Origin of the sequence: Streptomyces sp. NBC_01092 (genome assembly GCF_045039535.1) — a bacterium.
Lineage (GTDB): Bacteria > Actinomycetota > Actinomycetes > Streptomycetales > Streptomycetaceae > Streptomyces.
In genome coordinates this window covers 308,760-330,433 of record NZ_CP108659.1, presented here as the reverse complement: position 1 = coordinate 330,433, position 21,674 = coordinate 308,760, and the positions used below count along the sequence as shown (strand labels likewise).

General features: G+C 68.7%; 20 protein-coding genes. 9 read left to right on the top strand and 11 right to left on the bottom strand.

Features of this window, described 5'->3' with window-relative positions; translation table 11 throughout:
• Nucleotides 1-374 precede the first annotated feature (374 nt).
• The gene (locus OG254_RS01505) at nucleotides 375-803 is read right to left on the bottom strand and encodes a hypothetical protein (protein WP_405576548.1); all 429 of its coding nucleotides are present in this window, start codon (nucleotides 801-803) and stop codon (nucleotides 375-377) included.
• Nucleotides 804-1,141: 338 nt separating this feature from the next.
• Nucleotides 1,142-1,738, bottom strand: a complete 597-nt coding sequence (locus OG254_RS01500) for a DUF308 domain-containing protein (RefSeq protein ID WP_405576546.1) — start codon at nucleotides 1,736-1,738, stop codon at nucleotides 1,142-1,144.
• A gap of 213 nt (nucleotides 1,739-1,951) precedes the next feature.
• Here OG254_RS01500 and OG254_RS01495 point away from each other — a divergent pair, with 213 nt between their 5' ends.
• Together OG254_RS01495 and OG254_RS01490 are read left to right on the top strand one after the other, a co-directional pair.
• Entirely contained in the window at nucleotides 1,952-3,151 is a 1,200-nt protein-coding gene (locus OG254_RS01495) for a sensor histidine kinase (RefSeq protein WP_405576544.1), read from the top strand.
• Nucleotides 3,099-3,809, top strand: a complete 711-nt coding sequence (locus tag OG254_RS01490) for a response regulator (RefSeq protein WP_405576542.1) — start codon at nucleotides 3,099-3,101, stop codon at nucleotides 3,807-3,809. Before OG254_RS01495 ends, OG254_RS01490 begins: the two co-directional genes overlap by 53 nt.
• Before the next feature lie 61 nt (nucleotides 3,810-3,870).
• Here OG254_RS01490 and OG254_RS01485 read toward each other — a convergent pair whose 3' ends face one another.
• Nucleotides 3,871-4,623, bottom strand: a complete 753-nt coding sequence (locus OG254_RS01485; protein WP_405576540.1) for a TetR/AcrR family transcriptional regulator — start codon at nucleotides 4,621-4,623, stop codon at nucleotides 3,871-3,873.
• A 142-nt stretch (nucleotides 4,624-4,765) separates the two neighbouring features.
• On the opposite strand from OG254_RS01485, the gene OG254_RS01480 reads away from it, so the two are divergent.
• Nucleotides 4,766-5,674 carry an NAD-dependent epimerase/dehydratase family protein gene (locus OG254_RS01480; protein ID WP_405576538.1) on the top strand — a complete coding sequence of 303 codons (909 nt, stop codon included), beginning with the start codon at nucleotides 4,766-4,768 and terminating at the stop codon, nucleotides 5,672-5,674.
• A 103-nt stretch (nucleotides 5,675-5,777) separates the two neighbouring features.
• Here the strand turns inward: OG254_RS01480 and OG254_RS01475 are convergent, their stop codons facing one another.
• The 5 genes from OG254_RS01475 to OG254_RS01455 all read right to left on the bottom strand — a co-directional run bounded on the left by OG254_RS01475 (nucleotide 5,778) and on the right by OG254_RS01455 (nucleotide 12,734).
• Nucleotides 5,778-6,875 (bottom strand): methyltransferase domain-containing protein, encoded by a 1,098-nt coding sequence (locus OG254_RS01475; protein ID WP_405594783.1) that lies wholly within the window; start codon nucleotides 6,873-6,875, stop codon nucleotides 5,778-5,780.
• A gap of 392 nt (nucleotides 6,876-7,267) precedes the next feature.
• Complete coding sequence (locus OG254_RS01470; protein WP_405576536.1) at nucleotides 7,268-8,734, bottom strand: APC family permease; 1,467 nt, start codon at nucleotides 8,732-8,734, stop codon at nucleotides 7,268-7,270.
• The gene (locus OG254_RS01465; protein ID WP_405576534.1) at nucleotides 8,731-10,287 is read right to left on the bottom strand and encodes a GMC family oxidoreductase; all 1,557 of its coding nucleotides are present in this window, start codon (nucleotides 10,285-10,287) and stop codon (nucleotides 8,731-8,733) included. The genes OG254_RS01470 and OG254_RS01465 overlap by 4 nt, the downstream gene beginning before the upstream one ends.
• A gap of 101 nt (nucleotides 10,288-10,388) precedes the next feature.
• Nucleotides 10,389-11,855 carry an aldehyde dehydrogenase family protein gene (locus OG254_RS01460; protein WP_405576532.1) on the bottom strand — a complete coding sequence of 489 codons (1,467 nt, stop codon included), beginning with the start codon at nucleotides 11,853-11,855 and terminating at the stop codon, nucleotides 10,389-10,391.
• Nucleotides 11,856-12,053: 198 nt separating this feature from the next.
• Entirely contained in the window at nucleotides 12,054-12,734 is a 681-nt protein-coding gene (locus tag OG254_RS01455) for a TetR/AcrR family transcriptional regulator (protein WP_405576530.1), read from the bottom strand.
• A 100-nt stretch (nucleotides 12,735-12,834) separates the two neighbouring features.
• Here OG254_RS01455 and OG254_RS01450 point away from each other — a divergent pair, with 100 nt between their 5' ends.
• Nucleotides 12,835-13,800: an NAD(P)-dependent alcohol dehydrogenase gene (locus OG254_RS01450; protein WP_405576528.1), complete on the top strand. Its 966-nt coding sequence runs from the start codon at nucleotides 12,835-12,837 to the stop codon at nucleotides 13,798-13,800.
• A 496-nt stretch (nucleotides 13,801-14,296) separates the two neighbouring features.
• Here OG254_RS01450 and OG254_RS01445 read toward each other — a convergent pair whose 3' ends face one another.
• Nucleotides 14,297-14,395 carry a hypothetical protein gene (locus OG254_RS01445; protein ID WP_405576526.1) on the bottom strand — a complete coding sequence of 33 codons (99 nt, stop codon included), beginning with the start codon at nucleotides 14,393-14,395 and terminating at the stop codon, nucleotides 14,297-14,299.
• Nucleotides 14,396-15,041: 646 nt separating this feature from the next.
• Complete coding sequence (locus tag OG254_RS01440; protein ID WP_405576524.1) at nucleotides 15,042-15,476, bottom strand: subtilase-type protease inhibitor; 435 nt, start codon at nucleotides 15,474-15,476, stop codon at nucleotides 15,042-15,044.
• 679 nt (nucleotides 15,477-16,155) lie between these two features.
• Between OG254_RS01440 and OG254_RS01435 the strand changes: the two genes are divergently transcribed.
• Complete coding sequence (locus OG254_RS01435) at nucleotides 16,156-16,413, top strand: hypothetical protein (RefSeq protein ID WP_405576522.1); 258 nt, start codon at nucleotides 16,156-16,158, stop codon at nucleotides 16,411-16,413.
• 479 nt (nucleotides 16,414-16,892) lie between these two features.
• The gene (locus OG254_RS01430) at nucleotides 16,893-17,435 is read left to right on the top strand and encodes a hypothetical protein (protein WP_405576520.1); all 543 of its coding nucleotides are present in this window, start codon (nucleotides 16,893-16,895) and stop codon (nucleotides 17,433-17,435) included.
• Nucleotides 17,436-17,900: 465 nt separating this feature from the next.
• Here the strand turns inward: OG254_RS01430 and OG254_RS01425 are convergent, their stop codons facing one another.
• Nucleotides 17,901-18,497 (bottom strand): TetR/AcrR family transcriptional regulator, encoded by a 597-nt coding sequence (locus tag OG254_RS01425; protein WP_405576518.1) that lies wholly within the window; start codon nucleotides 18,495-18,497, stop codon nucleotides 17,901-17,903.
• 63 nt (nucleotides 18,498-18,560) lie between these two features.
• On the opposite strand from OG254_RS01425, the gene OG254_RS01420 reads away from it, so the two are divergent.
• The 3 genes from OG254_RS01420 to OG254_RS01410 all read left to right on the top strand — a co-directional run bounded on the left by OG254_RS01420 (nucleotide 18,561) and on the right by OG254_RS01410 (nucleotide 21,149).
• Nucleotides 18,561-19,088 (top strand): SRPBCC family protein, encoded by a 528-nt coding sequence (locus tag OG254_RS01420; protein ID WP_405576516.1) that lies wholly within the window; start codon nucleotides 18,561-18,563, stop codon nucleotides 19,086-19,088.
• A 633-nt stretch (nucleotides 19,089-19,721) separates the two neighbouring features.
• Entirely contained in the window at nucleotides 19,722-19,907 is a 186-nt protein-coding gene (locus OG254_RS01415; protein WP_405576514.1) for a hypothetical protein, read from the top strand.
• Nucleotides 19,908-20,219: 312 nt separating this feature from the next.
• A complete protein-coding gene (locus OG254_RS01410; protein WP_405576512.1) occupies nucleotides 20,220-21,149 on the top strand; it encodes a hypothetical protein in 930 nt (309 codons plus the stop codon).
• Nucleotides 21,150-21,674 lie beyond the last annotated feature (525 nt).

Sequence of the window (21,674 nt, the reverse complement as noted above, 5' to 3'; positions counted from 1 at the left end):
ATTCGGTCAGAAGTGCGATCCGGACGTGTTCGCGCAACGGTCACCGTGACCGTTCGCCGTACGAATCCTTCCGGGCCCGCCAGGCCCTCGTCACGCACCGCCGCGAGCAGTAGACGGCATTCGACCGCCGGTCCACCCCCACCACCCAAGTCGCCCCACAGACCAGGCACTTGGCCACTCCGTCGCCGCCCAGCTCGGCCGCCACCCGCTTCCGCAGCCGACGAATCCGACGCCACTGCCTGGCACGACACCAGAACAGAACACCGCATCGGGCCGCGCTCCCGGCCTCAGCCGTTCACCACAGCCCCCGCACACCCGCTCCCCGGCCCGCCCGGCGCCCTCGGACACACAGCCAGCCTAGGCGCCAAGTCCACTCAGAACCGGAGATATGGAACAGGCTCTGAGCCCTCGGGCGTGACGTAACCGTCGTTCTCGTAGCGCGAGAACATATCCCGGACAGTGAGCGTCCCGCCGAGCCGCTTGCCGTCCTTCGTGATGCGTTCCTCCTCGTAGCCGAGCCGCAGCAGAGCCGAGCGCACTGCCGAGGGTTCCCACTTCCGCTGCTCCCACAGTTGCTTGAGCACCGGTCTGATGCGCTCGGCCTCCCGCTCGGCGTCCTTCGCATGCGCGGGCGACATATCGCCGGACTGGCGGTAGGCGTTGTTCTCGTTGTAGTGCGGGGCGCCGTCACCGGTCCCCGGCTCGACGTACGGTGAGGCTCCCCGGGCACTCGCCGAAGCGGACGGCGTGGCTGCGGCCGTTGAGCCCGGGGCACGCACCTCACCGCAGGCAGTGAGGGTCAACGCGCCAGTGAGCACAAGGCCGGCTCCGGCAACTGCCCTGAGGCGGGCGGATGTTGAGGAGGACATGGGTCGAGTCTGTCATTCGTGCCGGATGCCCGTGTGGGCTGTTTCGCGGGCGAGGAATGAGTGCGCGAAATCATGAGACGGCAAGCGTTCTTGGGGCAAGCGGTCCGAGGTCGTGTCCGATATCTCCGAGCAGTCGGAGTCGGGGCTCTGACGGGCATGGTGATTCCGTTGTTCAGCTGAATGTCGATGGTCATGCCTCTCCGAGGGTGGGCTGGGCCGGCCTCTGGTGAAGACGGCGCCTCCGGGAGAGGCGGTGGCTCCGGCGGCGGTGGTCAACGCCTCTCGTGTCGGCCGCGGACGCTCAGGGCGATGACGGAGACGAGGAACCAGAAGGCACCGAAGGCCGAGTATCCGGCGACGGAGGACAGGCCGCTCGTCGCCGAGGTGGCCATGGCAGCGAAGGAGGCACCGGCGAGGACGGACAGTCCGCCGCTGATGACCATGGGCCACTGGGCACCGACGGTGCGTCGGCGCCGGATCGCCACGACGAGCTGGATCGCTCCGGAAAGGAGGGCCCAGATGCCGAACACGAGCAGGGCCGTCCCGATGGCGGAGAAGACGGCAATGATCATCGCGGCGGTGGTGGCGAGGCCGAGAGCCATGTTGGTGGTACCGACGCGGTCCGTGGAGCCGGTGCCGGTCATGCGACGCTCGAGGAGCGTGGCGATGACGTCCCACAGGGGGTAGATGACCAACAGCACGGCCGCGATCACTGTGGGCTTGTCCGTCGACACGAGCGAGGCCGAGGTCGTGACGACGAGTGCCGCCCAGATCAGGGAGAAGGCGACTCGAATCAGGTACAGCGATCGGAGTCCGGGCGGCGTCGGCGTGGTCGTAGTCGTGCTCGAAGTGATGGTGGTCTGAGTCATCCGGTGTCCCGTTTTTGTGATCGTGATGGTGTGAGGCGGTCGCCTCGATGAGGAGTCTCAGCGGCCTCGGGAGGGGCCGCGTACTTCGAGCGAAGTAGTTCTGCCATCCACTTCGAATCGAATGAGTTCTGCCGTCCTCATCGCCCGGCCCGGGCTCGCCGTCTACATCATTCGAAGTACACGGCCGCCGCACACGTGGACGAGAATCAGGCCATGGTCAAGGCGCAGAACAATCCGGACGGGCCCATGGCACCCCTGTGGGTCCGCCGCCCCGAGGCACTGCACCTGGTCGCCTACTCGGCGGCCGCGCTGGTGTTCACCAGCCAGATCGTGGCAGCGATTGCGCGAGGGGCGGATTGGCCGACGGCCCTCTCCGTCCTCCTCGCCGGCGGCGGTGTCGCCCTCTCGTGGTGGAGGCCGTGGGCAGGACTGGTCGTGACCAGCGCGGCGTCCTTCGCGGTCACAGCGGTGGGTCACGACCCCCTGTCGGTGTGGATGATGGCGGTGCTCGTGCTGTTCTCGGTCACCCTCAGGGGCAAGCAGCCGCTGGCCGGAACCGGCATCGTGGCGGCGTTCTTCCTGGGGGCGTTCATGACGCTGGGAGGATTCCGGGGCGGCGCGATCGTAGGAGCCGCCGCGCTCTTCTCCGCCATCGCAGGAGGTGCGACAGGGGCCGCGCTGCGCATCCATCGAGAGCACTGGCGCACCCTGGAGGAACGGGCAGAAAGCGCCATCGCCACCCGCGAGATCGAAGCCACCCGACGGGTGACCGAGGAGCGACTCCGCATCGCCCGGGACCTCCACGACGTCATCGGCCACCAGGTCGCGATGCTGAGCATGCATCTCGGTGCCGCGGAGATCGGGCTGCCCGAGGACTCCGATTCCTCCCGGCAGGCCCTCGTCTCAGCCAGGTCCAGCGCCCGCACCGTCGTGGTCGAAACGCAACGGATCCTCGCGCTCCTGCGCATCGGGGACGAGATCTCGGACGACGAGGCGCTTCGGCCGACCCCGGCGCTCAGTGGTCTGGAAGGCCTCATCGCCTCCTTCGAGAGCATCGGCCTCGACGTGCGGCCCTCCATCGACATCCCCGCCGGTTTCGTGGAGCCCAGCGTCGGCGTGACGGTCTACCGAGTCGTTCAGGAAGCTCTCACGAATGCCTATCGGCACGGAGAGGGTGCGGCGACGGTGGAGGTGCGCGAGCGCGACGGCAGGGTCTGCGTCACCGTGGAGAACCGCGTCGGGCACTCACTACGTGGCTCCGGTTCCGGCTCGGGCTCCGGCTCCGGCAGCGGACTCGGACTTGTGGGGATGCGTGAACGCGTCGAGTCCTCCAGCGGGCGGCTGACGATCGACAGTGACGATGGGCGATTCCGGGTCCACGCGGAATTCAGCCCCCTGGGCGCTGCCGTATGACGACGCGGATTCTGATCGTCGACGACCAGGACGAGATAAGGGCCGGCATCAAAGCGATGCTCGGCTCGACCCGAGTCTCGTTGTTGCGGGTGATCTCTCCGACGGACTCCAGGTCATCCCCTTCCTCCGGGACCATCCCGTCGACCTGGTTCTGATGGACATCCGGATGCCCGGCATCGACGGCGTCGAAGCCACTCGCCGGATCCGCAAAGAGCACCCACCCGAAGAGTTGCGGGTGATCGTGCTGACCACTTTTGATCAGGACGACATCGTTCTCGCCGCCCTTCGCGCGGGCGCCAACGGTTTCCTGAGCAAGACCGTGAGCCCCGCTGAACTCGTCGCCGGGATCACCGAGGTCGTAGGCGGCGGCGGTGCGCTGTCGGCCGCCGCGACGGCCGCGCTCATCGGCCACATGACCGACAGTCCGCCTCCGGTGATCGACCGGGAACTGCTGCGACGCTTCGACGCACTGACACCCAGGGAGCGGGACGTGGTCGTTCTCGTCGCGAGCGGTCTCGGCAACGACGAGATCGCGGCCCAGATGTCCGTGTCGCCCTTCACCGTGAAGACGCATGCGGTGCGGGCCATGACGAAGGTCGGCGCACGTGATCGAGCACAACTCGTCTCGTTCACGTTCCGGGCCGGCCTCTACCCCTGAGTCTGCCGAGCAGAACCTCGAAACGGGTGGCCGCCCGAGCAGAGAGGCCGTGCGTCGGCGATCAGGCGGGCGCTGTGTCGCCGTCGGTGCCTTCGGTGGGAGTGGTGAGGCCGGCCAGGTCGGCCATCACCCGCGCCTGATGGTCGAAGTACTCCTCGCGTGCGTCAATCATGGTGTTGAGCCTGCCGAAGACTTCGAATCCGACCAGGCCGAACAGGTGCGTCCACAGCGTCAACGCCATCGCGAGGAGAGCCTCGGGCGATGACGGCTCCTGCTCTTGCGGCTGTTCTCCTGGCCAGTGGTTCATCAGCCGGGCCAGGTCCTCGTGTACCGCCGCGGGCAGCGGTCTGGCAGGGCTCACTGCGCGTTGCCCGGCGTCCGCACCGTCGAACAGGATGCCGCTCAAGGTGAGGAGAACTCGCGATGCAGGGCTCACCGTGTCCTCCGGGGCTGCATAGCCGGGTACCGGGCTGCCGTAGATCAAGGCGTACTCGGCGGGGTTGTCCAGCCCCCAGGCACGCACGGCTCGGCACACGGCCAGCCACCGGCCACCGAGGTCCGCTCTCGGCACGGCCGCCTCGGCTGTTTCGACCGCCTCGGCCAGCGCCTCGTACGCCTCGATGATCAGCGCGGTGAGCAAGGCGTCGCGACTGGCGAAGTAACGGTAGAGCGCGGAGGGGACGAGGCCGGCATCGCGCGCCACCGCCCGCAGGGAGAGGTTCGCACCGTCGATCGCGAGATGCCGACGGGCGACCGCCCGGATCTCTTCGGTCATTTCCGCGCGCACGCGCTCGCGGAGTGTCTTTGCCGTCACGCCACCGATTCTGGCACGCTGCGAGAACGAGCGACCGATCAGAGAACACTGTTCTTGACAGGGGGCGATCGCCGCGACATGCTCGACATAAAGAGAGAACAGTGTTCTCTGATCGGATCACCGTACTTAGAGGTGTACAGTCATGTCACTGCATGTGATCGTCGGGGCCGGGCCGGTCGGCTCAGCCACAGCGCGGCTGCTGGCCGACCGCGGCGAGCAGGTCCGTATCGTGACGCGACGCGGTACCGGACCCGACCACCCGGCCATCGAGAAGGTAGCGGCCGACGCGTCCGACCCGAGCACGCTCACCAAACTCGCCAACGGCGCAAGTGCCCTGTACAACTGCGCAGGCGCTCCCTATCACCAGTGGCCGACCTATCTACCGCCGCTGGCGGCGGCGTGCCTGACCGCCGCGCATGCCACGGACGCCGTCCTGGTCACCACGAGCAACCTCTACGGCTACGGGCCGGTCGACGGCCCCATGACCGAGCAAACCCCACAGCGCGCGACGAGCGTCAAGGGCCGACTCCGGGCCCACCTGTGGCGTGAAGCCCTCGCGGCGCATGAGGCCGGCGACGTCCGGGCGACCGAGGTCCGCGGTTCGGACTACCTCGGCGCCGACACCCAGTCCCTGCTGAGCATGCTTGTCCTGCCCAAAGTGCTGGCCGGAGCCCGCGTGAGTGTCCCCGCAGACCTGGACGCCCCGCACAGCTGGACCTACACCGGAGACGTCGCCCGCACCCTTGTGACCGTCGGCGCAGACGAGCGGGCGTGGGGCCGGCCGTGGCACGTGCCCAGCGCAGCGCCGGTGTCCATGCGCGAACTCGCCGCCAGGGCCTGCGCGCTGGCCGGAGCTCCGGCGCCGCGCCTCTCCACCATGCCCAAGGCCGTGCTGTGGCTCGGCGGGCTCAGCGACCCGCTCGTCCGCGAACTCCGCGAGACGCAATACCAGTTCCGCCGCCCGTTCCTACTGGACTCCTCGGCCACGACCACCACTTTCGGCATCGAGGCCAATCCACTGGCGGAATCACTACGCGAGATGGTCGCCTGACTGCCCAGCGTTTGACCGGCACAGGAGAATACGAGCCCCTCAGCGCCGCACATGACCGGCTGGTAGGCCGGAAGCCGCCATGACGGCGACACTTGGACCCGGCTCAAGCGACGAGCAGGCGGAGGCCGAGATCTGCCGCGTCGAGATCGGTGAGATCGCTGTTGCGCTCGGCCCACCGGCCGGACTCGAGGTCGCCGCTGAGGCATCGCACCGCCCGCTGCTCGGCCTCCGGCCCGACCCTCGTCCAGACCGACATCGCACGGCGCACGTGATCCTCCAAGTACGCCCCCGGTCGGCGCCAGTACGCCTCGAACAGGCCGTCGGCGCAGTTCCACGGGATGGGCACCGGCTCAGCGCGGGCGTCGATCGCGTCTGCCATCCCGGTAAGTGAGGGAAAGTCCGCGAGGACTGCGGTGAACTCGGGCAGGTAGTCGCGGGTGAGCCAGAACCGGTCCTGCCATCCGGGCTCGTCGGTATCGAACGTGAGCACCACCACGCGGCGGGCCACGCGCCGCATCTCGCGCAGCCCCGCCAGCGGGTCCCCCCAGTGGTGAACGGTGGAGACGGCCATCGCGACGTCGAAGGACTGATCCTCGAACGGCAGGCTCTCCGCGGCGGCTGCCACGCACGGCGCCGAGCCGACGGGCCGCTGTCCCCGCATGACCGCCGATGGCTCCACCGCGGTCACGTTGCGATCAACAGGCTCGTAGGAGCCGGTGCCGGCCCCGACGTTCAGCACCGTCTGCGCGTCCCCGAGCGCGTCCCAGATCTGCGCGGCGATCCGCGGTTCGGTACGCCGCGTCGCGGTGTACGCGTCGCCGATCGCGTCGTACAGCCGCGCACCGAGCATCTCCAGCTGCTCCTGCGGTGTCACCTTCTGCCCCTTCGCGCGTGCGTCGAGTTCCCTGTCGATGGCCGTGACCATGGCGGCAGCGCGATCACGCCGCTCCAGCAGCAGGCCGCGCAGTCGGCGCAGGTGGGCGACCGCGTCGGTGGACGGGTCGTCGACCAGTTCTGCAACCTCCCGCAGCCCGAAGCCCAACCGCCGATAGGCCAGCACCTCCCGCAGCCGCTCCACGTCGCCCGCCGAATAGGCCCGGTACCCGGCCGCGGTCCGCGCCGACGGCCGAACGAGCCTGATCTCGTCATAGTGATGCAGCGTGCGGACACTGACACCGGCCAGCTCGGCCACGCGTCCCACGGTCCAGTGATCCTCCACGGGAGAGACTGTGCAGCCTGACGCCACGTGAGGGTCAAGAGCCGAACGAAGCGGTACGAGGCGAGTCCCACGCGCCAGGGCGATGGTCTGCTTCAGGGAAGCTTGATCGATCGCATCCGGCGTGCGGAGAACCTCAAAAGGCTGCCCCGACGCAGCAGGCATGGGTTCAGGATGGCGTACGACGGCCCCGTCGCGACGGGGGATTCCGCGACGGGGCCTGGTCTCAGTTTCTCAGGGGCGCGTCAGCGTCCGCAGTGGAGTTTTGTCCACCATCCGCAGATCTTGCAGCACCCGGCCCGGCGCTCACACATTGCTCGCCGCAACCGCCGAAGCATCGCGTCGAACCGGCGCCTCGCAGGTCAGTCGTCGGACGGTCATCGTTTTTCCGGTACGGCGTCACCGGCGGGGGCGTCCCCGCGGCCGTAGTGATGGGTGATGAACATGTAGAGCAGGCCGGTGACCAGGACGACCGCGCCGCACAGCAGCACGATCCAGTTTTCCCACCATGTCTTCTCCGGGCTGCGGGCCCAGGAGATGTTGATGATGGCGAGGATGCCGTAGACCAGCGCCGCGATGTTCACCGTGAGGCCCCAGCGGCCCAGGGTGAATTCTCCTGCCGGGCGCCAGCCCTTGAGCCGGGCGCGCAGCGCGGCCAGGACAACCATCTGGAACGAGGCGTAGATGCCGAGGATCGCGAACGAGACGATGTTGGTGAGGGCGTCTTCGGAGAGCAGCGAGGCGAAGGCGATGAGCAGCGGCACCGCCGCGGACACGAACAGCGCATAACCCGGCACCGCGCGGGCGTGTGAGAACCGCCGTAGCAGCTGGTGCCCGACGATCATCTTGTCTCGGGCGTAGGAGTAGATGAGCCGTCCGGCGGCGGCCTGGAGGCTGATGGTGCAGGACAGGAAGGAGATCAGTACCACGGCCATCACCAGTCGGGCCCCGGTCTCGCCCATGGCGTCGTACAGCACGTCCACCACCGGGTCGGCCTGCTCGCCGGAGATGATCGCGTTGAAGTCCGTGACCGACAGCAGCAGCGACATGCAGGTGAACGTGGCCGCGGCGCCGCCGATGTAGATGGTGCGGCGCATCGCGCGGGGGATGACCCGACCGGGGTGGGCGACCTCCTCTGCCGTGTCGCCGCACGCCTCGAAGCCGTAGTACTGGTAGAGGCCGATGATGGCGGCTGCCAGGAACGCCGGGAGGTAGGAGCCGTCCTGTTCGACGCCGTAGGTGTCGAAGATGACGCCGAGGCCGTGGTGACGGTGGGTGGCCAGCAGGTAGATGCCGACGACGAGGGCGCCGATGAGCTCGCCGGCGAAACCGATGAGGGCCGCCACCGACAGTGCCTTGGTGCCCAGGTAGTTGATGAGGATGGCGACGACGATGAGCACGGCGGTGCACAGCACGGTGGTGTGCACGGTGGCTCTGAAGCCGAAGAGGATGGCGATGTAAGGGCCGGCGCCATAGGCGACGGAGGTGATGGTCACCAGCAGCGCCCACATGTACACCCAGCCGGTCATCCACGCCCAGCGCTTCCCCCACAGCCGCCGGGCCCAGGGGTAGACACCGCCTGCGATCGGGTACTGGGCGACGACCTCGCCGAAGATCAGCGCGACGAGGAACTGACCGCAGCCGGCGATCAAGAACGCCCAGATCATCGGCGGTCCGCCGTCGGCGATCGCGATGCCGAAGAGGGTGTAGGTGCCCACCACCGGGGAGAGATAGGTGAAGCCGAGGGCGAAGTTGGCCCAGGGGCCCATGTCCTTGCGGAACTCCGAGCCGGGCTCCCCGGTCGGGATGCCGGACGCGGGTGCGGGGGGTTGGGTACCGGTCATGGCCGCGCCCCCTGTCCCGCGGTGATCAGGTCGGCGGCGCGTTCGGCGGCGAGCAGGACGGTCACCATGGGGTTGATGGTGGGCATCGTCGGGAACACCGACGCGTCGACGATCCGCAGGCCCTCGACGCCGCGCACTCTCAACTCCGGGTCGCAGACGGCCATCGGGTCGTCCGGAGCGCCCATGCGGCAGGTACCTGCCGGGTGGTAGACGGTGTGTGCCGCACGGCGGCCGTACTCCGACAGGTCGGCGTCGGAGACGACGTCCGGGCCGGGCGCGACCTCGCGGACCAGCCAGTCGCTCAGCGGGTCGGTGGCGGCGACCTCGCGGGCGATCCTCAGTCCGTCCACGATGGTGCGCTCGTCATGGCCCTCCGGGTCGGTGAAGTACCGGAAGTCCAGGGCGGGGTGCTCGGCGGGGTCGGCGCTGCGCAGCCACATGCGGCCGGTGGAGCGGGCACGCGGCACGTTCGGCGTCATACACACTCCGTGTTGCGGCACGGGGTAGCCCAGACGCTCGGTGTTGACGGTGAAGGGCACTTGGTAGAAGTGGAACATCAGGTCGGGGCGAGGCTGGTCCTTGTCGCGGCGCAGGAACAGCCCGGCGTCGGAGTCCATCGCGGAGTTGGGCGGCAGCGGCCCGTCGGTCTCCCAGATGATCACCGACTCGGGGTGGTCCAGCAGGTTTTCCCCTACGCCGGTCAGGTCGGCCCTCACGGGGATGCCCAGGCCGTACAGGTCGTCGGCCGGGCCGATACCGGACAGCATCAGCAGGCGCGGGGTGTCGATGGCACCCGCGCACAGCAGGAGTTCCCGCTCGGCGCGTACGGTGGCCGGCTCGCCATCGGCGCCGCGGACGGCGACGCGGGTCATCCGTCCCGACTCGTCGGTGAGGAGTTGGTGGGCCCAGGTCTCCAGCAGGAGCGTGAGGTTGGGCCGGTCCAGGACGGGGTGGAGGTAGGCGACGGAGGCGGAGGAGCGTAGGTTGCCCTCCGGCTGGTAGGCCAGTGAGAAGAATCCGACGCCGTCGGCGAAGGGTTTGGCGTTGAAGTCGTCGACGACGGGGACGCCGAGGGCGCGGGCGGCCGCGGTGACGAAGTCCTTGGCGATGGGATTGCGGTCGGCCTCGGCCACCGGGACGATCTCGGTCAGCAGCCGGTCACGGTACGGGAGGATCGTCGCCGGGTCCCAGCCGGCGCAGCCCCGGCTCACCCAGTCCTCCAGGTCCTGCGGCAGCGGCAGGAAGCTGATCAGCGTGTTGTGGGAGGAGCAGCCGCCGAGCACGCGGGCACGTGAGTGCAGGATGTGGGAGTTGCCGCGCGGCTGCTCCACGGTCGTGTAGCCGTAGTCGAACTCCGAGCCGAGCAGGTTGATCCAGTTGCGCAGGCGCAGAATGCGTTCGTCGCCGACGTCGCTGGGGCCGCCCTCGATGACGCAGACGCGGCAGTCGGGGTCCTCGCTCAGCCGGGCGGCGAGCACGCAGCCGGCGGTGCCGCCGCCGACGATGACGTAGTCGTAGGCGGACTCGGCGCCGTACGCGGTAGTGGGGGCCATGCGGTGCCTTTCTTCGTCGGCTGTCGCGCAAAGGGGCGCACGGCAGGTCTGTGGTGGTCGTCGCGCCAGGGACGGGCGGACGGGCGCTGAGTAGGCCGAGGTCAGCCCTTGAACCAGCCGGAGCGGGCGGGGGCGAGGTTCTGGTAGATGTGCTTTGCCTCCTGGTACTCGCGTAGCCCGGTGGGGCCCAGTTCGCGTCCGACGCCGGAGCGGCCGAAGCCACCCCACTCGGCCTGCGGCACGTAGGGGTGGAAGTCGTTGATCCACACGGTGCCGTGCCGCAGCCGCTGCGCGACGCGTTGGGCGCGGCTCGCGTCGGAGGTCCACACGCCGCCGGCCAGGCCGTAGCGGGTGTCGTTGGCCAGTTCGACCGCCTCGTCCTCGGTGCGGAAACGCTCCACGGTGACCACCGGGCCGAAGACCTCTTCCTGGACGATGCGCATGGACCGGTCGCAGTCGGCGAAGATCGTCGGCAGCAGGAAGAAGCCGCGGCTCAGGGCGGGGTCGTCGGGGCGGGTGCCGCCGGTGACGAGCCGAGCGCCCTCCTCCCGGCCGACGGCGATGTAGCTCTCGACCTTCTCGCGGTGCGCGGCGGAGCTGAGCGGACCGCTTTCGGTGCCCTCTTCCAGTCCGTTCCCGAGCCGGATCGCCCGCGCGCGGTCGGCGTACGCCTCGACGAAGCGGTCGTGCAGCGAGTCCTCGACCATCAGACGCGAACCGGCTGAGCAGACCTGCCCGGAGTGCAGGAAGGCGGCGTCCAACGCGTAGTCCACGGCGGCGTCGAAGTCGGCGTCCGCGAACACGATGTTGGGGTTCTTGCCGCCCAGCTCCAGGGCGATGTTCCTCGGCCCCTGGGCGGCGCTGGCCATGATGGACCGTCCGGTGGACAGGCCACCGGTGAAGGACACCAGGTCGACCTCGGGGTGGCTGGTGAGGGCGGCGCCGACGGTGGCACCGGATCCGAGCACCAGGTTGGCGACGCCGGGTGGCGCGCCGGCCTCCTCGATGAGCCGGATCATGGCGATCGTGGTGAGCGGTGTGATCTCGCTGGGTTTGAGGACGAAGGTGTTGCCGGCGGCCAAGGCCGGGGCCACCTTCCAGGAGGCCTGGAGGAGGGGGTAGTTCCAGGGGGCGATGAGCGCGCACACGCCGACCGGCTGGTAGACGACACGACTCAGGACGTCCGGGCCCACGTCCACGACCCTGCCGCCGTCCTTGCCCGCGAGTTCGGCGAAGTAGCGGAAGGCATTCGCCACGTCCTCCACATCGATCCGGCCCTCGGTCAGCGTCTTGCCGGTGTCGAGTGTCTCGGTGCGGGCGATGTCCTCCTTGTCACGCAGCAGCAGATCGCGGACGCGCAGCAGGAGGTCGGCCCGGCGCCGGGAGGGTGCGTTCGCCCATTCCCCCTCGTCGAAGGCACGCCGGGCAGCCCGCACGGCGCGGTCCACGTCGGTGGCGTCGGCCTCGTCGACCGTGGTGACGACGGAGGCGTCGTAGGGGTTGACCACCTCCCGCCGCGCACCGGCCGCAGCCTGGGTCCACTCACCGCCGATGTAGAGCTCACCCACCGCGGGCCTCCTTCGCGTCCGGCCGGGGCCGATCGATCAGTTCGACGTTTCAGCAACATGGCCCATCTGACGGCCTGCGACCGCGGGACGCACCGCCGGGATTGCGTCCGGGTGGCCCAGAGGACCCGGGTGGGCTAGGGCCTGTTGCGAAAGTGGAGTTGCCGGACTGGACGTGCCCCGCGCAGGTACCGCTTCATGTCAGGCTCTGGAGGACCGCCGCCCCTGGGGGCTGTCGGCTACGATCGGGAGACTGTGCAGGGTCAGCGCAGCCGGCGGAGGCAGCGGTTGGTTGGCCGCGTCGGCGCGGAACGACTGGAGCAGGTAGGCCACCAGGCGCCGGGATGCTGCACCGTCACCCGGTAGGGCGCTCACCAGACCGCAGTGTGCCAACAGGACCACGGCGAGGTCGGAAGGGTGAAAATCGGCCCGCAGCGCGCCCGCCGCCTGAGCCCTGCGTACCAGGGTCATGAAGTCCCGCTCGGCTTGTTTCCGGGACTGCGTGTGCTCCGACGTGCTTTCCGGGAAGGCTGCGACGAACGCGGCCGGGAACCCTCGTTCCTCCCGTTGGAGCCCGCAGACTGTCTCGACCAGCTGCTGGAAGCCCTGCCATGGGTCAGGAGCGGTCAGAGCCTCGGTGAGCGCCCGCGCGCAGGTATCCATCTGCTGCGCGAACGCGCCCCGTACCAGCGCGTCCCGGGTCGGGAAATGCCGGTACAGCGTCGCAACGCCGACCCCGGCCCGGCGGGCCACGGTCGCCATCGGGGCGTCGATCCCGTGCTCGGCGAAGACCGCGCGGGCGGCGACAAGGACGCGTTCCCGGTTGCGCCGGGCGTCCGCCCGTACCCCGTGTTGGGCTGTGATCCGAGAGGATTCCGCCATCACTGTCTCTCGCTTCCGGTCCAAGCGGACGATTGCGTCCACTTAAGAGCTTACGGTCGCTGTCAGATTCCTGTTCGGCCACCGGCGGCAAAGGCAGACGATGAACGACCGCATGATGAAGGCAGTGCTCTACGACCGCTACGGCGGCCCCGATGTGCTCTACGTGGGCCAGGTGCCACGCCCCGAGCCGGTCCCCGGCGAGGTCCTTGTGAAGGTGCGCGCGTTCAGCGTCAACGGCGGCGAACTGGCAGCCCGGGCCGGCCGTCTCCGCCTCCTCACCGGTCGGAAATTCCCCCAGCGCGTCGGATTGGACTTCACCGGCGAGGTCGCCGCACTGGGAGCCGGAGTAACGCGGTTCGCGGTCGGCGACCGCATATGGGGGGTCTTGGGCCGCACCTCCGGGTTCGGGAGTGCCGCCGAGTACGTGACCGTGCCCGCCGAGCGGGTCGGCCGGGTCCCCGACGGGCTGGAACTGGTGGACGCCGCCGCGCTGCCGGTGGCCACCACGGCCGTCACCGCGCTGCGGGACAAAGCCGGGCTGCGCCCCGGCGAACGACTCCTCGTACGGGGCGCGGCGGGCGGCGTCGGCAACGCCGCCGTCCAGCTCGGACGGGCGTACGGTGCTGAGGTCACGGCCCTCGCCCGCGCCGCCAACGTCGACTTCGTCCGCGGGCTCGGCGCGCACCAGGCCGTCGACCACCGGACCGTCCGGCCAGCGGATCTGGGTCGCTTCGACGTGGTCCTGGACACCGCGGGGACCGACCTGCGGGCCTTCCGGCGCCTACTGAATCCCGACGGGCGGATGGTCACCATCGCCTTCGACCTGAAACGGCCCGCCGTATCGCTCGGCTACCTCGCGGCCAGCACCGTCCACGGACACGGCCGGGTGCGCTTCTTCAGCGGCAACCCCACGCAGGGGCACTTGGACGACCTCGCCCGCCATGTGGTCGAGGGGAAGCTGAGCCCGGCGGTGGACACGGTCTTCCCTCTGGAGGAGACAGCAGCGGCACACCGGGCGCTGGAGGCGGGTGGCGTGCAGGGTAAGTACGTGGTCAGGGTCGCATAGGACCCCTGTGAAGGTTCTGGTCAGAGCCACTCGTTGATCGCTGCGATCAGCACGGTCGCTTCGTATCGGACGGAGAGTCTGTCGCACCTCGTAGCCACGGCCCGATGGCGCTTGAGCCGGTAGGAACGGCTTTTTTGCGGGAGTCGTATGCCTTGTCGGCGCGGATCCTGTCCGGGCGTTTGCTCGGTCGTCCAAGTCCGATCCGGGGGACACGGATCGCTTCAAGGACCGGCTCGAACTGTGGGGAATCGGCTGGCTCGGCGACGACCCCGCCGGGTGACTCCTTCTGGAGATCCCCCTTTTCGCAGCCCCAGCGGCGTGCTGGTGGGCTCGGCAGAACGGTCGAGTCGACGTTCACGTCTCAGATGATGAGACCCTGCGCAGCGGCCTGGGCCTGGAGCTGGACGACGATCTTCGCCCAGGTACCGTTCCGCTGCCGGCGTCGGAACAGGTCATAGACCCGGTCCCATGGCCCATAGCGTTCCGGAACATCACGTCACGGGGCGCCGGTCCGGGTCCGCCAACGTATCCCGTCTACCAGTTCCCGCCGCGTCCACACCCGCGGACGACCCGGCTTGATGTCCTGCGGCAGCAACGCCTGCAGCCGGGCCCACTGTCCAGTTGTCAGATCTCCACGCCCCGCAAGGCGTAATCATTCACGGCGATGATCCACTTTCGCAACAGGCCCGGGCCCGTCCTCGTTCTGGCGGCGCGGAGCGAACGCGGTGCCCGGGCACTCGCTGGCGACCTTGAAGAGCCGCAGCGCGCCCTTCGGCCCTAAAGCGCGACGGCCGAGGTCGCCGTCGGAGCTCTCTCGCATCGTCCTGCCCCCGGGGTCGCGGAGCGGCGCGTCCCCCTATCGAGGTCGGCGCCGCGGTGAACGTGGTGGACGCGCAGACCCCCTGGCGCCCGGTGTGGAGGAGTACCTCGCCTCCCGGAACTCCTGACCTTCGGCGCTCCGAGGTCACGCTGGCTCGGTCGCGGCACCATCGCCGTGGCTCGGCATGACCGAGTCTTCGCTGCCCGCATACGTCGGCTGCGAAGGCTGGGAAATGCTCAAGATGCCTGTTCGTACGTCACTTTCCAGGGGGCCTCGCTGAATTGGACTCGAGGCATCCTCTGCCGTACCTGGAGCGAAGGGACCTTGTGGCCGGTTTTCTCACCTGACGCTGAGGTCTCGCCCGGCGATATGCGGCCGACCACCAGGTCCCACCGGATAGAGGCCTACTGAGCCGTGATGCTCAGAAGGCGAATACCGCTGCTCCTTGGGTTTCCTTGACGCATGAATTGGCGAACGTGTGCTCGTAGTTCACGCGCGTCCCTCGCCATACACCTTGGATGGTGACGACCACGGGCCGGTACTCCTTCGTGCAGGGTCGCCCGGCCTCATTTCCGCGCAGGGTGGCCAGGCGTCCGAGGTCCCCGTTCACGCGATCCAGTTCCGCACAGGCTTGCCGCGGGTCGGGGTGAGTCCCCGAGGTGGTGTACGCACAGTTCAGCGTCACCGCGCGCTCCGGCGTCGTGGTGACGGCCTTCTCGCCGTGACCTGTGGTGAAGACCAGGGCCGAGGGGGCGTACAGCGTTGCGGGGGCGCTGTGGGCGGGCGTACTCAAGGGTCCCGCCACGGCTGCGGTGAGCAAAGCTCCTGACACTGCCCAGCGTGCCATTGGTCGCATGGTGTGTCTCCCTTCTCCTTGCGGTGCTGAAGGCTTCGAAGTACCCGTCCTAGTGCCCCCGTTTCAGGGCGGACAAGAATCAACCGCTCTCATCGCTATAATTCGGACCAAATTGCCTATTGAATAAGTGGCTTGATTGGCTGGGCGGTCTTCATGGCTGAGGAGGTGAGGGGCTTTTCGCGCTACCCGTCAGCTGCGGGTGTGGCCGAGGTGCCCGGGGTGCGAAATGGCCTGAATGTTGTGAGCGTGCCGTGGGTGTCGTAATGCGCTGCCGTACAGCGCAGGACCATGAGGCGGATGCATGCCGGCGGCGAAATCTAGCTCGGGCTCGAAGGCCACCAGCTGCCGGGCGAGGCGCTGTACCCGGCGGGTGGACGGGCTTTATGTCGATTCGGTAGTCGTACGGATGATCTAGGGTCGCGCTGTTCTCGGGGGAGGGGATGACGCATGGTGCGTGGGGGCGGTGCTAGTGGCGGCGGGGTGCGGGTAGCGAGCAGCGCACCCGTCGCAGGCGTCACACTGAGAATCATGACCTCAGCACGGATTGCCTTCGGCCTGGTGAACACGGTGATCTGCGGTAGCAGGACGCCCGGGGTACGTACGTCGAACTGGCGCGCGGCTCGGTGGGCGGGGCGCGCTATCGCGCTGCTCGGAGATCAGCAGGGCGGGGAGGGGAACGGTGAACACGCAAGCCGTAGTGGCTATTGCCGGCGCTGCGGTCAGCGCCGTCGCAGCAGGAGTCGCGGTCTGGCAGGCGGTGCTCGCGACGCAGCAAGCGCAGACTGCGCAGGACTCGGCGCTGTCTGCTCGGCGGCAGGCTGATGCGGCTGAAGCCCAATTGCAGCTCATGCAGCGGCAGATCGACGGCGAAGGGACGGAACGACACGGGGCAAGGGGCCCGATCTTCACACTGGTTGGCAAACCGTTGGATCAATGAGGACGGTCAGGGACAGCTCAGAGCGACACTGCGACTGACGCCGAGGTCCACACGGCGGTTGCCCTTCGAACGGGGGCCTGTTGCCGCAGGCCCCCACCACGCTGTCCCGCCCCTGACGGCACAGACCGCCATCAGATCCTCGTCTGCGAACCCGGGGGGCATCCGTGCCTCCCTTGAAGCGGGCGGCCTGTCCGGCCTGGTGCCGGCACGAGGCCTGGCTGCACGCGTGTGGAGGTCCAACGGTCCAGATGATGAGGACGCGCGGATTGCCAAGCGTGCGCCCCGACACCCGCCGGACGTCGGCCAGTCCGTGCCTCCTGCGAGGGCGCCAAGCGGATGTTCTCGTCACCCGCACGAGCACCAGCCCCTAGCTGCAGACAGCACTACGAGGCGAAGGCGCGTAGCGGGCCAGGCCGACGGCCCGGTCCAGCCCGCATGAAGCCCTTCGCACGGCAGGCGAGAACGGGCACAGTTGTCGGATGGACGGTTCGGTGGCACTAAACGCGCTCGCACTGGTGGTCTCGGCCGCAGCTCTCGCCACGTCCTTCGTGGCAGCACGTCGGCAGCTCAGACTCACTCATCACTCCAACCTGCTGCCGATCGTCCTCGATCTGTTCAAAGAGACCCGGACCCTCGAGTTCTCCCGGTCGATGGAGTACATCCGGGACCGGCTGGCGGCCGACCACCCCGCCGGCAACGGATACCGCAACCTTCCAGAAGAGGTGAAGGTGCACATCCGCCGCGTGGGACTGTTCTACGACGACGTCGGGAAGCTCGTCGCCCATGACATTGTCGGCGAACAACTCATCCTCGGCGCCTATGGCAACGCGATCTCCCGCACCTGGGACACCCTCGCGCCGTACGTGTACGCCGAGCGAGAAAAGTACCGAAACCTCTCCATGGTGTACTTCGAAGACCTGGCATACAGGGCTGGCCGGACCACCATGCAGGATGTCCACGCTGCTGCACGTCTGCGAACCCGTCCCCCGGTACGAAGCTCTCACCGCGCGGATGCCACCTGATGCACCGGGCCCGGAACCGGGCGGTGGCCCTCATCGCCACGAGGAGCCGTCGGACTGGTTGTTGATCTGCGCGAAGGCCGTTTGGGTTCGTCATATTCGTCATCGTCGGAAAGCCCCCGGACGAGGGCACGACAGCACCGTCTGACGGTGACGGGCCCACCGTCAGAGCCGGTGTGCAGGGTGTTGTGGGGCGGGTCGACCTTATGCGGCCTCCCCAGGGCCTTGGTCCTCTCCATGGAGAGGACCCGGTGGTGCGGTGTTTTCGCGGGCCTTGCGGGTCGCTGCGAACACACGTCATGGCCCGCTTACGCGCTGCGGGAGCCAAGCAGCGCAGTACTGTCCGGCGATGCATCAACCGCTCGGGTGTTGATGAGGCATTGCCGCCCGCTACGACCGACGGTCACGGGCTACGAAGCCGGACTCCACTTCGCCCCCGTCCTCGTGTGGGCTGCGGGGTGATCTGGGTCAGGGGCAAGGCTGTTGCCGCAGCAGCGCTTTGGTGCACTCTTCGGTGAGGTCTTCGGCGTGTGGCGGCAGCGGTGTGCCCGCGCGCAGGTGGCGGCGGACCATGGCTAGCGGTAGGTCGACCAGGGCCAGGGTGACGCGGTCGAGGCCCTGCTCGTCCGTGGCGTCCAGGGCCTCGGCGAGGGCGCTCAGGGAGGCGAACACCTGCCGGTTGCCGGAGTCGGCGCGCCGGGTGTGCTCCTCGGACCACTGGGCGCGGCCGAAGTCGGCGGCGCCGTAGAGGAGGAGGGCCGCTTCGTCCGGGTGCTCCCGGCTCCAGCCGACCACGTGGCGGGCGGCCGCACGCGCTGCCCGGCGGGGGTCGCTCTGGCTGCCGAGGACGGCTTGGTAGCTCTCCTGGAAGCGCTCGACGGTCCGCAGCCACACCTCGGCGAGGAGTGCCGTGCGCCCGGCGAAGCGGTGGTACAGGGAGCCGCTGGGGGCGCCGACGGCGTGGGCGACCGCCGACATGGTCACGGCGGCCGGTCCGCCCGCGGCGGCGAGGCGGACGGCTGCGTCGAGGAGCTGGTCGGTGTCGAAGCGGGGTGGTCTCGCCATGAATCAGAGAGTACCCTCCAATTTATTGGAGGACAGCCTCCAATATGGTTGAGGGGAGGACGCATGGGCGTCCATAACGTGCACGAACGCCTGTTGGCCGCCGAGGAGAGCGAAGTGGGGGCGCTCGTCGATACCTTGGCAAGTGGGCAGCGCGACCGGCTGTGGCCCGGCCGCCACTGGTCGCCAATGGAGTTCGACCGTCCGCTGGGGCCCGGCGCGGTAGGGGGCCACGGGCCCGTGCGCTACACGGTGTCGGGTTACGTGCCCGGGCGCTGGATCCGCTTCGAGTTCACCGGTCCACGGGGGTTCCACGGCTTCCACGAGCTGGCCGTACTGCCCGCCGGTCCGGAGCACACGCGGCTGCACCACACGCTGACGATGTCCACCAGCGGCCTGGCCAGGCTCACTTGGCCGCTGGCCTTCCGCCCGATGCACGACGCCTGCCTGGAGGACGCCTTCGACCGCGCCGAACTCGCCTGTACGGGAACAGTATCCCGGCCGGCCCGCTGGTCACCGTACGTCCGCTTCCTCCACGCCCTGGCCGCCCGCGCCATCCGCCGCCCCGCACGAAAGGGCCCGACCGGCGACTGAGGCGCAGAGTGCGGGACGGAGCCCCGCGTGCCGCAGTGGGCACGGACCGAGCCGGGGCACCTGGATGAACCTGCCCGAATACCTCGGGCTCGTGAAAGGCGCCTCACTGGCAGCCGGAAGTGGTCGCCGACGTGGCCGGACGTCCCTCCCCAACTGGTGTGCGGGCGAATGGTGCCCGATGTGGGGCACCGCACGGAGTGGGCCGCTGCCCGGGGAGCCGCTCACCGTTCAGATAGGCGCGGATCGTCTTGCGGCCCGGCCCAGATGCCGTGTGATCGCCGAGATCGTCCATCCCTGGCGACGCAGAGCGTGAGCACCCACGTCTTCCTCCAGCGTGAGCATTCAGGGCCCCGGCCAGGCCGAACTCATCGTCCGGCAGCCCGCGTCCAGGCCCTCGCCGACGGAGTCGACGCGTGCCCGCACTGCCGACTCGACACCCAGCTCGTCCCCAACCCTGGCAACCGCTCAGTTGGGAGACCTGTGGGCTGCTGACTCCGAAGGTGCGCGACAGCCCGGGTCAAAAGCCCGGCGGTCTGCAACACAGGAAGAAGCAGGTCACGAGGGCGGTCTCCGATACCAACCGCGAGACCCTGCAACCGGGGCATTGTCAGTGCCACCAGCGATGATGGCCGCATGACGATCACCATGCGGAACTTCGCGCTCACCTGGACCGACCTCGACGGCACACTCCGCGCATCCGCCGTCGCCCACGACATGAAGACCGCCGAACAACGACGGGCCGAACTCGAGACCGCCGGCGCCGCCGACAGAGAGATCGTGCCCGCCGGACCTGGCCGGCTGCCCGACCCCAAGGCATAGTGCGCGAACGCCCCGCCCCCCAGTCGCGAGGCGAGCGCAAGTACCTACCGGGTTCTGTGCTCGACGTCCGGTGACCAGGAATCGGAGCGACCCTCGAATGGATTTCCTCGCCGCTCGCCGCCGCCGTGTCCTGCGAGCCGCCGACGGAACTCTCTGACGTGCGCAAACACGGCTCACGTCGCGTCGACATCCCGCGCTGAGGTCTGAGGGTTCCCAGTGAACCCCCGCACCCACGGGTGCTCGGAGTGCTTCTGCAGCCGGCGCCGGATCGACGGCGGGCCAGTTGTATGAGACCAGATCAGGACTGCAACGATGGCGCACATGATGAACGCTAGTGAGCATGCCGTTCGGGCCGGGGAGATAGCAGAGACGCTGTTCAACACTCCTGGCGCCCTTGCCCCAGAGCCTGTCACCGTCCTGGCCTACCCCGACGGAGCAGGTCGCCTCGCTCGCCGTGAGGCGCTGCGGCCGGTGTATGAGGCGATCGTGGCCCGTATCGGCGCGCCTACCCTGCTGGGAGGATCCGCCAGCGGGCCAAGCGTGCGCTGGTGCACTCGTGAACGGATCCTGCTGCTGTCCGGCGACCACACCCACGCCGAACTGTCGGTGCACGACGCGGACAGGTTCGTAGACGAGGAATGGAAGACCTTCGACCGCACGAAGCCCGGGCGCAAGGGGCAGCCACACGCCTTCGATGCGCTGCCTTACACGTGGCAGCTGGACCGCAAGGGGCCGGGAAACGCAACGTCATGGACGTTCAACGGGATCTTTGTCGCGGGTAGTTGGGATCACGCGGTCACGGGTCTTGAGCTCATGCTCGCCGCTTGGGTGGAGCAGTATCCCGTGCAGGCTCCCGGAGACTGGATCGGCTTCAATCTGTGGACCGCCCGCGACTGGCGCCGCGACATGATCGTGTCGTACACACCGGCCGATCACGGGAGGGAACTGGCCGTCTGCATCCATGACCGAGGCAGCGAACAGACTGCGGAGCGTCAGGCCCAGATGGGGGAGCGTGGCTGGCACACCCTGACCGACCATCAGTGGTGGCGTACCGAACTGCCGGAAACGGATCCTGACGGGCCCCGGCTGATCGCTGAGCTCATGATCGCCGAGTGCCGAGCGCGCAGAGCCACCTGTCCGGACGAGCTGCGGGCGCACGACATCAGTGCGGGTGATAACGGCGACCTGTGGCTCACGGGCCTTGGCCTACCCACGCATCCCTCCCGCGGCGAGCACTTCTGATCCCTGTCACCGAGGCCCACCCGCCGGTATCCCGGTCGGGTCGCGCAGTGGTGCACCGGTTCGCCGTGATCCTGGCTCCAACACCCAGTGACCAGGGCGCAGGCTGCGGGGACCTCCTTGAACAAGCACCAGTACGGGCGGTGTCGCCCCCAGCGTTCGACGCGGGGGAGGGACGTCGGTGGTCGGACCTACCGTGCAACCCATGACCGTGGCAGCTGAGTTGAGGCTGACGCAGGTGATGAGTCCGGAGTTCGTACAGCCTGACGCCCATAGAAGGCAGGCAGTTGCGCGCGCCCACGTGCGACTCGCCCCGCACAGCGGGCAGGCGTTCCAGCGGCACGCCGCCGCTCTGAAGTGGATCGTCTCGCATGGGGACCGGTGGAGCGGCCCAGTCCGGGCGGCACAGAATAGACGCCTCTCCTGGACGGGCCCTCAACGCCGAACGCGCCGGCGGACCGGCGGACAAGGAACCGCACGACCTGCAGTGCAATACCCTCGGCGAACCCACCGCGCCGGGCGAACCCG

Bases quoted from the DNA above. Each gene is read 5' to 3' on its own strand.
- OG254_RS01500 (WP_405576546.1), bottom strand. From the start codon at position 1,738: ATGACTCAGACCACCATCACTTCGAGCACGACTACGACCACGCCGACG.
- OG254_RS01495 (WP_405576544.1), top strand. From the start codon at position 1,952: ATGGTCAAGGCGCAGAACAATCCGGACGGGCCCATGGCACCCCTGTGG.
- OG254_RS01490 (WP_405576542.1), top strand. From the start codon at position 3,099: ATGGGCGATTCCGGGTCCACGCGGAATTCAGCCCCCTGGGCGCTGCCG.
- OG254_RS01480 (WP_405576538.1), top strand. From the start codon at position 4,766: ATGTCACTGCATGTGATCGTCGGGGCCGGGCCGGTCGGCTCAGCCACA.
- OG254_RS01470 (WP_405576536.1), bottom strand. From the start codon at position 8,734: ATGACCGGTACCCAACCCCCCGCACCCGCGTCCGGCATCCCGACCGGG.
- OG254_RS01465 (WP_405576534.1), bottom strand. From the start codon at position 10,287: ATGGCCCCCACTACCGCGTACGGCGCCGAGTCCGCCTACGACTACGTC.
- OG254_RS01455 (WP_405576530.1), bottom strand. From the start codon at position 12,734: ATGGCGGAATCCTCTCGGATCACAGCCCAACACGGGGTACGGGCGGAC.
- OG254_RS01450 (WP_405576528.1), top strand. From the start codon at position 12,835: ATGAACGACCGCATGATGAAGGCAGTGCTCTACGACCGCTACGGCGGC.
- OG254_RS01440 (WP_405576524.1), bottom strand. From the start codon at position 15,476: ATGCGACCAATGGCACGCTGGGCAGTGTCAGGAGCTTTGCTCACCGCA.
- OG254_RS01430 (WP_405576520.1), top strand. From the start codon at position 16,893: ATGGACGGTTCGGTGGCACTAAACGCGCTCGCACTGGTGGTCTCGGCC.
- OG254_RS01425 (WP_405576518.1), bottom strand. From the start codon at position 18,497: ATGGCGAGACCACCCCGCTTCGACACCGACCAGCTCCTCGACGCAGCC.
- OG254_RS01420 (WP_405576516.1), top strand. From the start codon at position 18,561: ATGGGCGTCCATAACGTGCACGAACGCCTGTTGGCCGCCGAGGAGAGC.
- OG254_RS01415 (WP_405576514.1), top strand. From the start codon at position 19,722: ATGACGATCACCATGCGGAACTTCGCGCTCACCTGGACCGACCTCGAC.
- OG254_RS01410 (WP_405576512.1), top strand. From the start codon at position 20,220: ATGGCGCACATGATGAACGCTAGTGAGCATGCCGTTCGGGCCGGGGAG.